Source organism: Pseudomonas sp. NPDC088890, from assembly GCF_044900155.1.
GTDB lineage: Bacteria > Pseudomonadota > Gammaproteobacteria > Pseudomonadales > Pseudomonadaceae > Aquipseudomonas > Aquipseudomonas urmiensis.
In genome coordinates, this window is the sequence record NZ_JBJDNG010000008.1 from 62,820 (window position 1) to 76,716 (window position 13,897).

Here is a 13,897-nt window from a genome sequence, read left to right on the forward strand (position 1 = left end):
CACGCAGCCCACGCAGCCCACGCAGCCCACGCAGCCCACGCAGCCCACGCAGCCCACGCAGCCCACGCAGCCCACGCAGCCCACGCAGCCCACGCAGCCCACGCAGCCGCATTCACGCGGCGCGGCCTGGATCAGCTGTTAGGCAGCAACCGACAGGTGATGCTCTTGATGTAGCGCGTTTCAGGAATGGCCGGGTGCACCGGATGATCCGGGCCTTGGCCGCCGCGCTCGAGCAACTGCATGTTGCGGTCCAGGTGACGGGCGCTGGTCAGCAGGATGCTGTTCAGGTCATCTTCAGGCAGGTGCATGGAGCACGAGGCACTGACCAGAATGCCGTCCTTGGTCAGCATGCGCATGGCCTGTTCGTTGAGGCGGCGGTAGGCGGCCTCGCCGTTTTTCAGGTCTTTCTTGCGTTTGATGAAGGCGGGTGGGTCGGCGATGATCACATCGAAGCGCTCTTCAGCGGCCTTCAGCTCGCGCAGGGCCTCGAACACGTCACCTTCGATACAGGTGACTTTCTCGCTGATGCCGTTCAGCGCTGCGTTGCGCTCGACGCCATCGAGGGCGAAGCCGGAGGCATCGACGCAGAACACTTCGCTGGCGCCGAACGCGCCGGCCTGTACACCCCAGCCACCGATGTAGCTGAACAGATCCAGCACGCGCTTGCCGCTGACGTACGGCGCCAGGCGCGCGCGGTTCATGCGGTGGTCGTAGAACCAGCCGGTCTTTTGTCCTTCACGTACCGGTGCTTCGAATTTCACCCCGTTCTCTTCCAGCGCGACCCAATCCGGTACTTCGCCGTAGACGGTCTCGACGTAGCGCTGCAGGCCTTCGGCATCACGGGCGGCGGAGTCGTTCTTGAACAGGATGCCGCTTGGCTTGAGTACCTGGACCAGGGCGGCGATCACGTCGTCCTTGTGCTGTTCCATGGTCGCCGAGGCCAGCTGTACCACGAGGATGTCGAAGAAGCGGTCGACTACCAGGCCTGGCAGCAGGTCAGAGTCGCCATAGACCAGGCGGTAGCACGGCCTGTCGAACAGCCGTTCACGCAGCGACAGCGCCACGTTGAGGCGGTGCACCAGCAGCGACTTGTCCAGCGGCAGCTTGATGTCACGCGACAGCAGGCGAGCGCAGATCAGGTTGTTCGGGCTCAGCGCGACGATGCCCAGCGGCTTGCCGTTGGCTGCCTCGAGGATCGCCTGTTGGCCGGCTTGCAGGCCTTGCAGCGGGGTCGCGGTGACATCGACTTCGTTGCTATAGACCCACAGGTGACCGGCGCGCAGGCGGCGATCGGCATTGGCTTTGAGGCGTAGGCTGGGCAGGGACATGACGTCGCTCCGGAAAAAAGAGCGGGAGTATAACGTGTTGGCCCCAGCTTCGCTGTGGGGCGCGACAAAGCGCGGGCGGGTTCGGGTGTTTAGCTGCAAACACGCCAAGACTGACAGCACGCGCAGGTCGCTGCGGACATCTCAGGTATAAAGTTAAGCGCCGTTCGAACGATCCAGTGATTGGTGCCCTGCAGGAGTACAGGGTTAAAATCCCATGTCCTTACCGAGTGCGTGCCCAATGTCCCAGGAACTCAGCCCCGAACAGATCCAACAAGCCTTGCAAGGCATTACCATTCCGCCGCAGCCGCAGATCATGGTCGACCTGCAGTTCGAGCAGTACATGCCCGATCCGGATCTGGAAACCATCGCCAAGCTGATCGCCCAGGACCCGGGCCTCTCCGGCGCGTTGCTCAAACTGGTTAATTCGCCGCATTTCGGCCTTTCCAACAAGATTGGATCGATCCAGCGAGCGGTCAATCTGCTCGGCAGCCGTTCGATCATCAACCTGATCAACGCCCAGTCGATCAAGGGCGAAATGAGCGACGAGACCATCGTCACCCTCAACCGCTTCTGGGACACTGCCCAGGACGTGGCGATGACCTGCCTGACCCTGGCCAAGCGCACCGGTATTCAGGCAGCAGACGAGGCTTACACCTTGGGCCTGTTCCACGATTGCGGTGTGCCGCTGATGCTCAAGCGCTTCCCCAATTACATGGACGTGCTGGAAGACGCCTATGCCACGGCAAGCGAACAAATCCGCGTGGTCGACACCGAGAACCGGGTGTTCAATACCAACCATTCGGTGGTGGGGTACTTCACCGCCAAGTCCTGGCGCTTGCCAGAGCACATCAGCGCGGCGATCGCCAACCACCACAATGCGTTGGCGGTGTTCCGCGATGAGTCCTCGCGCAACACCCAGACTCAGCTGAAAAACCTGCTGGCGGTGTTGAAGATGGCCGAGCACATCTGCGCCTCTTATCGGGTGCTGGGCAACCAGAACGTCGACCATGAGTGGAATGTGGTTGGTCCACTGGTGCTCGACTACATCGGTTTGTCGGAGTACGACTTCGAAAACCTCAAGCAGACCATTCGCGAACTGGGCGGGCACTGACCGATGCCTGAATTGCCCGAAGTCGAGACTACCCGGCGCGGTATTGCGCCGTATCTGGAGGGCCAGCGGGTCAACCGCGTGGTGGTGCGTGAGCGGCGCTTGCGCTGGCCGATTCCGGAGGACCTGGATGTGCGTCTGTCCGGCCAGCGCATCGTCACGGTGGAGCGGCGGGCCAAGTACCTGTTGATCAATGCCGAGGTGGGCACGTTGATCAGTCATTTGGGTATGTCGGGCAATCTGCGCCTGGTTGAGCTGGGCTTGCCCGCGGGCAGGCACGAGCATGTGGATATCGAGCTGGAGTCAGGGCTGGCGCTGCGCTACACCGATCCGCGTCGGTTTGGCGCGATGCTTTGGTCGCTCGACCCGCTGAACCATGAGCTGCTGCTGCGGCTGGGGCCGGAACCACTGACCGATCTGTTCGACGGCGATCGGTTGTTCCAGCTGTCGCGGGGCCGCTCGATGGCGGTCAAGCCGTTCATCATGGACAACGCGGTGGTGGTTGGCGTGGGCAATATCTATGCGACCGAGGCGTTGTTCGCCGCCGGGATCGATCCACGGCGTGAGGCTGGGGGGATCTCCCGGGCGCGCTATTTAAAGCTGGCGATCGAGATCAAACGGGTGCTGGCGGCGGCCATCGAACGCGGTGGTACCACCTTGCGCGATTTCATTGGTGGCGATGGGCAGCCGGGCTACTTCCAGCAGGAGCTGTTTGTCTATGGGCGCGGTGGGATGCCGTGCAAGCTGTGCGGTACCCCTTTGCGTGAGCTGAAGCTGGGGCAACGCGCTAGTGTCTATTGCCCGCGTTGTCAGCGCTGACGCTATCGCGGGGCAAGCCCGCTCCCACGCAGTTCTGAGCTGCGCCCCAGATGATGGATGGGTGTCCAACATCTGGGACGCAGCTCATTCTTCGATACTGAGACGGCGTGGGAGCGGGCTTGCCCCGCGATTTTCCTGCTCCAGGTTAAGGAGCGATCAAAGCCTCGCCCACACCGCGCGGATCACTTGCCGCTTCTAGCGTCCCCGCCGCCTTGTCCCAATACAGCACCTGCTGATTGCCGTAGCTACGCCCCAGGTCCTTCAGGCGATACCCGCGAGCCTCCAGCTCAGCTTTTTGCACAGCGCTGAACGTCCCCGGCTCATGCTCAACCACGTCCGGCAGATATTGGTGGTGATACCGCGCCGTCGCCGGCCATTCGCTCACCGGTCGGCCCTCAAGAAAACCCATCACCGACAGCAGCACCATGCTCGGAATCCGGCTGCCCCCCGGCGTGCCGAAGCTGGCCAACTGGGTCGGGCTCTCGATAAAGCTGGGGCTCATGCTCGACAGTGGGCGCTTGCCTGCGGCCACGGCATTGGCCTGGCTGCCAGCGAGTCCATAATTATTACTGCCGTGTGGATCGGCGGCAAAGTCGTCCATCTCGTTGTTGAGCACCACGCCACTGCCTGGCACGGTGAAGGCCGCGCCGAATGGCAAGTTGACCGAAAGGGTGGCTGACACTGCATTGCCGTCGGCGTCGATCACCGCAAAGTGCGTGGTGTGATCGCCTTCGCGCCATGCCGGTGCGGGGGCCAAGGTGCTGCTGGGTGTGGCTTGATAAACGTCGATGCTGTCGGCCAGTCCAGTCAGGTAGCTGCGCGCCAGCAGGCGATTGATCGGGTTGCTGACGTAATCCGGGTCGCCCAGTAGCCCACGATCTCGATAGGCGCGGCGCAGCACTTCAATCACGTAATGGCTGCGTTGGACCGGCTCGGCGCTTTGCCAGGGCAGGCGCTGGAGCATGGCCAGGCTTTGCGCCAAGGCCACGCCACCTGCCGAGGGCGGTGGGCTGCTGATCAATTGGCGTTGGTTGGCCAGGTTGAAACGCAACGGCTCACGCCAGGCGGTGCGGTAGTTGGCCAGGTCATCGAGGGTCCAGATACCGCCAGCCTCGCGGATTCCATCTACCAACTGTTCGGCCAGCACGCCTCGGTAAAAGCCATCACGGCCGTCATCGGCCATGCGTTGCAGGGTGCGGGCCAGCTCTGGCTGGCGGATTACCGCGCCCAGCGGCGGAACCTGGTTGCTTACCAAAAATAACCGTGCGCTTTCCGGATCGTCACGCAGCGCACTCAGGCGCATAGTGGCGCGGTCGCGATAGATGCGGTCCACGGTAAAGCCCTGGTTCGCCAGGCGGATGGCTGGGGCAAGGCTGTCCTTGAGCGGCAGCTTGCCGTGAGTCGCAGCGAGTTCGGCCAGGGCTTGAGGCAGGCCGGGAATGGCTGCGGCCAACGCGCCATTGATCGAAAGCCCCGGGCTGACTTTGCCCTGCTTGAGGTACATGTCCTCGGTTGCGCCGCCAGGGGCGCGCTCGCGGGCGTCGAGGAAGCGGTAGCGCGGGGTTTGCCCAGCTTCTCGCAGCAGGAAGAAACCACCGCCGCCAAGCCCCGAACCATAGGGTTCGACCACTGCCAGCGCAGCGCTGACGGCAATCGCTGCATCAAAGGCGTTACCACCTTGCGCAAGGATTTGGCCTGCTGCCGCAGTGGCTTGCGCATGCGGGCTGGCGACTGCCGCGCGGCCAGGACCTTGGGCGTGGGCCGCAGTCGCCAACAGCGCCAAAACGGCGCCCAGGGCTGCCCTGCGAAACGCGCCGACGAACGGCATCAGGCTTTGCCGGTGATCCGACGGTATTTGGCCATCAGTTCGTCTTCGGTTTCCGGGTGGGCTTCATCCAAGGGGATGCAGTCGACCGGACAAACCTGCTGACACTGCGGCTCGTCGTAATGGCCCACGCACTGGGTGCACAGGTTTGGGTCGATCACGTAGATCTCTTCGCCTTGGGAGATGGCGGCGTTCGGGCACTCGGGTTCGCAGACGTCGCAGTTGATGCAATCGTCGGTGATGATCAGGGACATGGGGGCTCCGGCCGGGGCTCTGGGCCCGGGCATGTTTCAGACCTAATGGGCACAATTGTGCCGCAATCGCGCCCGCAGTGCACGCGGGCGCGACGCTCAGGTCGGGTAGATCACTTCTTGAAGCGTTCGGTCAGGGCTTCGGCCACCACCGGATGGACGAACTTGGTGATGTCACCGCCCAGTGCGGCTATCTCACGGACCAAGGTCGAGGAAATGAACGAATAGCGCTCCGACGGCGTCAGGAACAGGCTCTCGACGTCCGGTGCCAGCTGGCGGTTCATGTTCGCCAATTGGAATTCGTACTCGAAATCCGAGACCGCGCGCAGGCCTCGCAGGAACACATTGGCATTCTGCTCCTTGGCGAAATGCGCAAGCAGGCTGGAGAAGCCGATGACTTCGACATTGGGCAGGTGCCTGGTGACCTCACGGGCCAGCTCAACCCGCTGTTCCAGGGGGAACAATGGATTTTTCTTGGGGCTGGCCGCCACAGCGATGATCACGTGATCGAACAGACGCGAAGCGCGCTCGACCAGGTCGCCATGGCCCTTGGTAATAGGGTCGAAAGTACCCGGGTACAACACTCGGTTCATCGCGTCATCCTGGCTTGGAGTGCGTTGGGGAGTCGGATGGTAGCGCAGCGATTGCGCCCGGCCAAGCGGTGCGGCCTGACGAAGGCACTATAGACAGTACGGCTATGGCTTGTCATGTGCTTGAGCCTCAGGGGCGGCGCGGGCCTCTTCGCGGGCAAGCCCGCTCCTACAGGTACAGCGCCAGTCTTCAGATCAGCGCTGACACTGTGGGAGCGGGCTTGCCCGCGAAGAGGCCATGACTGACACGATAAACACCCGCTCAGCGGATGAACAGCTTGTAGACCAGGCGCTGCAACGCCTTGCCATATGGCGGGTAGATCAACCGCGCTGCATTGAGTCGTTGCTTGGCCAGCACGGCCTTGGCCTTGCTGAAGGTCAGAAAACCATCCTGGCCATGGTAGTGGCCCATGCCGGATGGGCCGATGCCGCCAAATGGCAGATCATCCTGGGCAACATGCAGCAGGGTGTCATTCAGGCACACTCCGCCGGAGTGGGTGTGATGCACCACGTAGTCCTGCTCGGCCCGGTCGTAGCCAAAATAGTAGAGTGCCAGGGCTCTGGGACGCTGGTTGATGTAGGCCAAGGCGTCCTCAAGACGGTCATAAGGCACTAGCGGCAGCAATGGGCCGAAAATTTCGTCCTGCATCACCTGCATGTCATCGCTCACATCGAACAGCAAATGCGGTGGCAGACGCCGACCCTGGCGCGTTTCGTCTGGGTACAGGTCGAGCACCTGCGCGCCCTTGTCGCTGGCATCGGCCAGTAGCCGCTCAAGGCGTTGCAGCTGGCGCGGGTTGATGATCGCGCTGTAGTCGCGGTTGTCGGCAATGCATGGGTACATGCGCCGTACCGCACGTCGATAGGCCTCGGCAAACGCCCCCAGGTGGTCGCGAGGCACCAGCACATAGTCGGGCGCGACACAGGTTTGTCCGGCGTTGAGGGTCTTGCCGAAGGCGATGCGCTCGGCGGCGCTGTCCAGCGCTGCGCTGGGCGAGACGATAGCGGGTGATTTTCCGCCCAGCTCCAGGGTTACCGGCGTGAGGTTGTGCGCGGCGGCCAGCATCACCTGGCGGCCGATGCTGGTGGCACCGGTGAACAGCAGGTGATCGAAAGGCAGGCGGGCGAAGGCCTGGCCGACTTCCACCTCGCCGAGCACGACACTGACCAGATCAGCAGGAAATACCCGCTCCAGCAGCGCTTTGAGCACCGCGGCACTGGCCGGCGTGGCTTCGCTGAGCTTGAGCATCACCCGGTTGCCGGCGGCCAGGGCGCAGGTAAGCGGGCCGATGGCGAGAAGCAGCGGGTAGTTCCATGGCACGATAATCCCGACTACGCCCAACGGCTGGTACAGCACGCGCCCGGCCGCCGGCTGGAATGCCAGGCCTACCTTGCGCCGCGCGGGCTTCATCCAGCGCTGCAGGTGTTGCTCGGCATGGCGCAGGCCCTGCACCGACGGCAACAGCTCAGCGAGCAAGGTTTCATCGGCGCTGCGCCCATCGAAGTCGGCGTCAATCGCTTCGATCAGTGCATCTTGGTCCGCCAGCAACGCTTCGCGCAGGCTTTTCAGCCATTGTCGGCGCTGGGCTGCGGGTGGCATCGGGTGGCTGGCGAACGCCTGTCGCTGACTGGCGAACAACGCCTGCAGGTCGAGGTCCGAATGCACAGGGGGCAGGGAAAAAGACGAGGTCATGGGAGCTCCAAGAGGCTGCACAACCCCTAGAGCCTATACTCTAAAGCGGCGCTTGGCTGGAGTTTTTCCCCCTGCTGCAACGGTGCATCTTGGTCGCGATTAACCGTAAGATGCAGCTATCTACAAGCCTGCAGACTGGAGCTGAGCATGGCCCCGCGCATCAAGACCCGTGAGCGCATCGTGCAGAACAGCCTGGAGCTGTTCAACCAACAGGGCGAACGTAGCGTCAGCACCAATCACATTGCCGCGTACATGGAGATTTCTCCCGGCAACCTGTATTACCACTTCCCTAACAAGCAGGCGATTATCGCCGTGCTGTTCAGCCAGTACGAAGAGCTGGTCGACAGTTTCCTGCGACCGCCCCAGGGCCGCGCCGCGACGGTCGAGGACAAGCGTTTCTATCTCAAGGCCTTGCTGGCGGCGATGTGGAATTTTCGCTTCCTGCATCGTGATCTTGAACACCTGCTTGAAAGTGACCTGGAGCTGGCTGCGCGCTATCGACGTTTTTCCCAACGCTGCCTGCAGCAGGGGCAAGCGATTTACCGTGGTTTCGTCGATGCCGGGATTCTGGCCATGGAGCCTGCGCAGATCGAGTCGCTGACCATCAACGCCTGGATCGTGCTGACCTCTTGGGTACGGTTTCTCAGTACCACTCGCGAACATTCCGCGCACATGGGTGAAGAAGCCTTCAAACGCGGTGTCTATCAGGTGCTGGTACTGGAGCTCGGCTTTGTCACCGCCGACGCCCGCACTGCCGTGGATGCGCTGTGCCAGGAATTCCACATACCGTTCAACCAAGCCCTGGAGCAGTGAGCCAGGGCTTTCGTGCCATTGATCAGGAGATTGTCATGCCCCTTGCGCAATTGATCACCCCGCAACAGCTGGCCGAGCAACTCGACTCGCCCAAGTTGGTGATCCTCGATTGTCGTTTCGCCCTGGAAGACGTGGACTATGGCCAACGCAGCTATGCCGAGGGCCACATCGCCGGGGCGCATTTTGCTGATCTGGAGCGGGACTTGAGTGGCAAGGTGGTCAAGGGCGTGACCGGTCGTCATCCACTGCCCGAGCCGCAGCGCCTGGTCGAGCGCTTGCGCGAGTGGGGTGTGGATAACGACAGCCAAGTAGTGCTGTATGACGATGGTCCTGGCGCCTTTGCTGCTCGTGCCTGGTGGTTGCTGGCGTGGCTGGGTAAGCGCGACGGGGTATCGATTCTTGATGGTGGCCTCAAAGCCTGGCACGCGGCGCACCTACCGTTGAGTCTGGATCCTGCACCCAAGCGCGAAGGAACCTTCAGCGGCGAACCAGACATGCACCTGTTGATCGATGCCGAGCAGCTGGCCAAGACGCTGAAAAAACCAGAGTTGACCCTGATCGACGCTCGCGGCCTGCCGCGTTTTCGCGGCGAAGTCGAACCGATTGATCCGGTGGCAGGGCATATCCCGGGCGCTCAATGCGCGGCATTTACCGACAATCTGGGTGCAGATGGGCGATTTTTGCCGGCTGACCAGCTCAAGCAGCGCTTTGACGAGAAGCTGGCGGGGCGTGCTCCCGAGCAATTGGTGGCGTATTGCGGGTCAGGGGTGACAGCTTGTCACAACCTGTTCGCCTTGGCGCTGGCGGGGTATCCACTAGGCAAGCTGTATGCGGGGTCGTGGAGCGAGTGGATCAATGATCCGCAACGTAGGGTTGCGACAGGCGACTGAACCTGACTTCAAGTGGGGGCTGGCCAACGATTCGGGCTCAGCCTCCCTCTACCAGCCACTGCGGAATCCGTCGCTCCAGGTAATACCCCGGATTGCGCAGGCTGCCGTCGACAAATCCGACATGCCCGCCACGGCTGTGCAGCTCGAAGTGCGTCTGCGGCGCCAGCTCGTCCGCCGTGGGCAAACTGTGGCTGAACACGAACGGGTCGTCGCTGGAATGAATGATCAGCGTCGGCGTGCGATTTTCGCCCAGGTAATAGCGGCTCGATGAGCGCCGGTAGTAATCGTGCGCATCGCGGAAGCCGTTGAGCGGCGCGGTCACCTTGCCATCGAAATCCCAGAACGTGCGCAAATTGCGCAGAGTGCCGAGGCGCTCCAGCGCCGCCAACCCTTCCTGGTGGCCGTTAGCGCGCAAATGCCGCTCCTTGTGCTGGACGTAGGCGAGCATTTCACGCATGAAGTGCGCCTGGTAGACCTTGGAGAAGCCCTGACCGATGCGGTCGGCACACTCGTCCAGACGAAACGGCACCGACACCGCTACCGCTGCCTGCAGTTGGCTGGCCGAGCCGCTTTCACCCAGATACTTGAGCAACACATTGCCGCCCAATGAATAGCCAACTGCATACAGTGGCGCCAGTGGCCGCTGGGCACGCAGGTGGCCAATGGCTTCGGCGAGGTCTTCGCTGGCGCCGGAGTGATAACTGCGGGCCAGCAGGTTCGGCTCGCCCGAGCAGCCACGCCAGTTCACCGCGACACTGGCCCAGCCACGCGCCAGCAAGGCTTGCTGCAAGCCTTTGACGTAAGGTGAGTTGGATGAGCCGGTCAGGCCGTGGAGGACCAGCACCAGCGGTGCGTCATGCTGATGCGGGCCGTGCCAGTCGAGGTCGAGGAAGTCGCCATCGGCCAGCCAGAGTCGCTCTCGGCTGCGCTGCAAATCGGGCATCTTGCGCCAGAGCGGCCCCCACAAGGTTTGCAGGTGGGGGTTGGAAATCCCGGTGGCGGGGCGGAACGTGGCGGTGAGGCTGGGCATGCTGGGCGACTCTTTGTGTGCCTGCCTAGAGTGCCATGGAACACCGCCGCTGTACCTACGCTATTGGTCGGCAATCAGCCGCGTTGCCACAACGCGTAATGCACCTGGCCGGTTTTCTTCTCGCGGTGCAGGCGCCAGTTGGCTGGCATCTTCAGCGAGGATGGCGCGGCTTCGCTTTCGGTGTAGATCCAGGCGCGCTCACGTAGCCACTGATGCTGTTCGAGCAGGTTGCAGGTGTTGGCCAACAGGTCCTGGTGAAACGGTGGGTCGAGGAACACCACGTCGAACTGCTTTTTCGCCTCGCCGTCCAGATAGCGCAGGGCATCGGTCTGCAGGATCTGCCCGCGCGGGCAGCGCAGCAGTTCCAGGTTGTCCTTGAGGTTGCTGATGGCTGCCGGGTTGCTGTCCAGTGCCACGGCATCTTCGGCGCCGCGAGACAACGCTTCGAGGACCAGGGCGCCGCTGCCGGTGAAGGCGTCGAGCACCTGGGCGCCCTCGATGTAGGGGGCGAGCCAGTTGAACACGGTTTCGCGCACGCGATCAGGGGTTGGGCGCAGGCCCGGGCCTGCGGGCACCGCCAGGCGGCGGCTACGCCACTCGCCAGCGATGATGCGCAGGTGGCCCTGGCCTTGGCTCGCGCCCTGGGCGGCGCGAGCGGGGGTGGATGGCTTGGCCATTAATGCTCCGGTACGCCAAGCGGCTGCTCGGCGGGTTTGTCAGTAGGCGGTGGCAGTGGTTTTTGCGGCACTTTCGGGCCAACCGTGACGATCACCAGTTTGTCCGCCGCCAAGTGTTTATTCATGGCTGCCTTGACCTGCTCGACGGTCAGGCTCTGCGACTGCTGCATGAAGTCTTCGAGCCAGGTCAGCGGCAGGTTGTAGAAGCCAATAGCGCCCAGCTGGCCGACGATACTGGCGTTGCTGGCATTGGACAGCGGGAAGCTGCCGGCCAGTTCGCGTTTGGCATCGTCCAGCTCTTGCTGGGTCGGGCCATTCTTGAGGTAGTCGGCGAGGATATCCTGCACCAGCTTGAGAGTGCCTTCGCTCAGTTCGGCGCGGGTTTGCAAGTTGATCATGAACGGGCCACGCACCTGCATCGGGCTGAACACCGAGTAGACGCCGTAGGTCAGGCCGCGTTTTTCCCGCACTTCGCTCATCAGTCGGGTGCCGAAGGCACCGCCACCGAGGATCTGGTTGCCCAGCGACAGCGCAGCCCAGTCTGGATCCTGACGATCGATACCCAGCTCGGCGAGCATCAGGTGGGTCTGCTTGGACGGGAAGTCGATATGGGTAACGCCGGCCTTGGGCTCGCTCGGCTCGGCTGGTTTGGCCAGGGCGGCACCTTTAGGCAGCGCGGCGGAGACTTGAGCGGCGATGGCTTCGGCTTCGCTACGGCTCAGGTCGCCGACCAAGGCGATCACCGCATTGCCTGCGGCATAGGCCTTGGCATGGAAATCGCGCAGCTGTTGCTGGGTGATCCCAGGAATGCTCTGGGCGGTGCCGTCGCTCGGGTGCGCGTAGGGGTGGCTGCCATACAGGTTGGCGAACAGCGCCTTGCCAGCGATCTTGCCTGGATTCTGCTTCTCGTACTCGAAACCGGCCAACAGCTGGTTCTGGATGCGCTTGAGGGCGTCGGTGGGGAAGGTCGGCTTACCGGCAACTTCAGCGAACAGTTTCAGTGCCGGTTCACGTTTGTCCGGGGCGCTGAGGCTGCGCAGGGTAGCGACCGCCATGTCCCGGTAGGAGCCGTTGCCAAAGTCCGCGCCCAGGCCTTCGAAGCCTTCGGCGATGGCGGTCACGTCCTTGCCGGCAACCCCTTCGTTGAGCATGGCGTTGGTCAAGGTGGCCAGGCCAGGGACGTCGCCATCCTGGCTGCTACCGGCGGCGAAGGTCACGCGCAGGTCGAACATCGGCAACTCACGGGCCTCGACGAACAGCACCCGCGCGCCTTCGGCGGTGGTCCAATTCTGGATGTTCAGCTCGCGTCGGCTGGGCGTCTTGCCGTCCAGCTCGGCCAGCGATTGCAGGGTATTGGTCGGGCGGGCGGCGGCGCTGTCGGCCTTGCCCGCGTTGTCCGATTGGGCAGGGCGGGCCAGCAGGAAGGCTGCGGCCACTACCAGCGCGACGATGCCCAGGCCTATCAGGGTATAGCGTGGGGCGCTGCGATCACTCATGAGCGGACTCCTCGGGCAGTACATGGGCAACGCTCAGGCGTTCGCGGGTGAAATAGGTGCGGGCGGCGTCCTGGATGTCCTGCGGGGTCACGCGCTTGAGCTCATCCAGTTCGCTGTCGATCAGCTTCCAGGACAGGCCCACGGTTTCCAGCTGGCCAATGGTGGTGGCCTGGCTGCTGATGGAATCGCGGTCATACACCAGCCCGGCGATGACCTGGGCGCGCACGCGCTCGAGCTCTTCGGCGGTCGGCGGGGTGGTCTTGAGCTCGTCGAGCAATTGCCAGATGCCTTTTTCCACATCCGCCAGGTTTTTTTGCTTTTGCACGTTTGGCGTGGCCGAGATCAGGAACAGGCTGTCGCCGCGGGTGAAGGCGTCGTAACCGGAAGATGCACCGGCCACCAGCTCCTGGCCGCGCTCCAGGCGCGCGGGCATGCGTGCACTGTAGCCACCATCGAGCAGTGCCGAGATCAGGCGCAGGGCGTGCACGCTACGTGGGTCCTTGGCAGTCGCCAGGCCTGGCACGTTGAAGCCGTAGATCAGATTGGGCAGTTGGGTGCGCACATGCAGGGTGAGTTGGCGCAGGCCAGGCTCGGCCAATTCCAGCGGTAGCTTGGAAGGCGGCACCGTACGCTTGGGAATGGCACCGAAGTACTTTTGCGCCAGGCCCTTGACCTCATCGGCGGTGACATCGCCGACCACTACCAGGGTGGCGTTGTTCGGCGCGTACCAGGACTCGTACCAGTGACGCAGCTCCTCGACCTTCATGCGGTCCAGGTCGGCCATCCAACCGATGGTTGGGGTGTGGTAGCCGCTGGCCGGGTAGGCCATGGCGCTGAACAGCTCGAACGCCTTGGCATTGGGCTGGTCGTCGGTGCGCAGGCGGCGCTCTTCCTTGATGACCTCGATCTCGCGGCTGAATTCGTCGGCCGGCAGACGTAGGCTGGCCAGGCGGTCGGCCTCAAGCTCCAGGGCGACCGGCAGGCGATCGCGGGCCAGAACCTGGTAATAAGCGGTGTAGTCGTCACTGGTGAAGGCGTTTTCTTCCGCGCCCAGATCACGCAGGATGCGCGAGGCTTCACCAGGGCCAAGCTTGGCGCTGCCTTTGAACATCATGTGTTCGAGTGCATGCGACAGACCGGTCTGGCCCGGGGTTTCGTAGCTGGAACCAACCTTGTACCAGATCTGCGAGACCACCACTGGCGCGCGATGGTCTTCGCGCACGACCACTTTCAGGCCGTTGTCGAGGATGAACTCGTGGGTCGGTTGCGGATCGGCGGCGAGGGCTGCCAGCGGCAGGCAGAGCGTGCTGAGCAACAGGCCAGCGGCACGGCGGGCTAGAGCATTCATACGTTGATTAACCTGTACGGCGGCCCGCT

At 63.1% G+C, this 13,897-nt stretch carries 13 protein-coding genes; 4 read left to right on the forward strand and 9 right to left on the reverse strand.

What is annotated here, in order from left to right; all coding sequences use genetic code 11:
- Nucleotides 1-131: 131 nt before the first annotated feature.
- Nucleotides 132-1,328: a class I SAM-dependent rRNA methyltransferase gene (locus tag ACI2JX_RS17820; RefSeq protein ID WP_404690646.1), complete on the reverse strand. Its 1,197-nt coding sequence runs from the start codon at nt 1,326-1,328 to the stop codon at nt 132-134.
- Between the two features lie 292 nt (nt 1,329-1,620).
- Between ACI2JX_RS17820 and ACI2JX_RS17825 the strand changes: the two genes are divergently transcribed.
- Nucleotides 1,621-2,439: an HDOD domain-containing protein gene (locus tag ACI2JX_RS17825; protein WP_404690701.1), complete on the forward strand. Its 819-nt coding sequence runs from the start codon at nt 1,621-1,623 to the stop codon at nt 2,437-2,439.
- 3 nt (nt 2,440-2,442) lie between these two features.
- On the forward strand, nt 2,443-3,255 hold the full coding sequence (mutM, locus tag ACI2JX_RS17830; RefSeq protein WP_264235707.1) for a bifunctional DNA-formamidopyrimidine glycosylase/DNA-(apurinic or apyrimidinic site) lyase: 813 nt from the start codon (nt 2,443-2,445) through the stop codon (nt 3,253-3,255).
- Between the two features lie 145 nt (nt 3,256-3,400).
- On the opposite strand, the gene ggt is transcribed toward mutM, so the two are convergent.
- From ggt to ACI2JX_RS17850, 4 genes are all read right to left on the reverse strand, one after another.
- The gene (ggt, locus tag ACI2JX_RS17835; RefSeq protein ID WP_404690647.1) at nt 3,401-5,083 is read right to left on the reverse strand and encodes a gamma-glutamyltransferase; all 1,683 of its coding nucleotides are present in this window, start codon (nt 5,081-5,083) and stop codon (nt 3,401-3,403) included.
- On the reverse strand, nt 5,083-5,334 hold the full coding sequence (locus ACI2JX_RS17840) for a YfhL family 4Fe-4S dicluster ferredoxin (protein ID WP_011531711.1): 252 nt from the start codon (nt 5,332-5,334) through the stop codon (nt 5,083-5,085). Before ACI2JX_RS17840 ends, ggt begins: the two co-directional genes overlap by 1 nt.
- A 110-nt stretch (nt 5,335-5,444) precedes the next feature.
- Nucleotides 5,445-5,924 carry a pantetheine-phosphate adenylyltransferase gene (gene coaD, locus ACI2JX_RS17845; RefSeq protein ID WP_186556538.1) on the reverse strand — a complete coding sequence of 160 codons (480 nt, stop codon included), beginning with the start codon at nt 5,922-5,924 and terminating at the stop codon, nt 5,445-5,447.
- Between the two features lie 259 nt (nt 5,925-6,183).
- Nucleotides 6,184-7,614 carry a coniferyl aldehyde dehydrogenase gene (locus tag ACI2JX_RS17850; RefSeq protein ID WP_404690648.1) on the reverse strand — a complete coding sequence of 477 codons (1,431 nt, stop codon included), beginning with the start codon at nt 7,612-7,614 and terminating at the stop codon, nt 6,184-6,186.
- Nucleotides 7,615-7,761: 147 nt separating this feature from the next.
- On the opposite strand from ACI2JX_RS17850, the gene ACI2JX_RS17855 reads away from it, so the two are divergent.
- Nucleotides 7,762-8,427 carry a TetR/AcrR family transcriptional regulator gene (locus ACI2JX_RS17855; RefSeq protein ID WP_404690649.1) on the forward strand — a complete coding sequence of 222 codons (666 nt, stop codon included), beginning with the start codon at nt 7,762-7,764 and terminating at the stop codon, nt 8,425-8,427.
- A gap of 35 nt (nt 8,428-8,462) precedes the next feature.
- Nucleotides 8,463-9,317, forward strand: a complete 855-nt coding sequence (locus ACI2JX_RS17860) for a sulfurtransferase (RefSeq protein ID WP_404690650.1) — start codon at nt 8,463-8,465, stop codon at nt 9,315-9,317.
- A 37-nt stretch (nt 9,318-9,354) separates the two neighbouring features.
- Here the strand turns inward: ACI2JX_RS17860 and ACI2JX_RS17865 are convergent, their stop codons facing one another.
- The 4 genes from ACI2JX_RS17865 to ACI2JX_RS17880 all read right to left on the reverse strand — a co-directional run bounded on the left by ACI2JX_RS17865 (nt 9,355) and on the right by ACI2JX_RS17880 (nt 13,868).
- Nucleotides 9,355-10,347 (reverse strand): hydrolase, encoded by a 993-nt coding sequence (locus ACI2JX_RS17865; RefSeq protein ID WP_404690651.1) that lies wholly within the window; start codon nt 10,345-10,347, stop codon nt 9,355-9,357.
- A 74-nt stretch (nt 10,348-10,421) separates the two neighbouring features.
- The gene (rsmD, locus tag ACI2JX_RS17870) at nt 10,422-11,024 is read right to left on the reverse strand and encodes a 16S rRNA (guanine(966)-N(2))-methyltransferase RsmD (protein ID WP_404690652.1); all 603 of its coding nucleotides are present in this window, start codon (nt 11,022-11,024) and stop codon (nt 10,422-10,424) included.
- Entirely contained in the window at nt 11,024-12,520 is a 1,497-nt protein-coding gene (locus ACI2JX_RS17875) for a pitrilysin family protein (RefSeq protein ID WP_264235699.1), read from the reverse strand. The genes rsmD and ACI2JX_RS17875 overlap by 1 nt, the downstream gene beginning before the upstream one ends.
- Nucleotides 12,513-13,868: a M16 family metallopeptidase gene (locus ACI2JX_RS17880; protein WP_404690653.1), complete on the reverse strand. Its 1,356-nt coding sequence runs from the start codon at nt 13,866-13,868 to the stop codon at nt 12,513-12,515. Before ACI2JX_RS17880 ends, ACI2JX_RS17875 begins: the two co-directional genes overlap by 8 nt.
- Nucleotides 13,869-13,897: the final 29 nt, after the last annotated feature.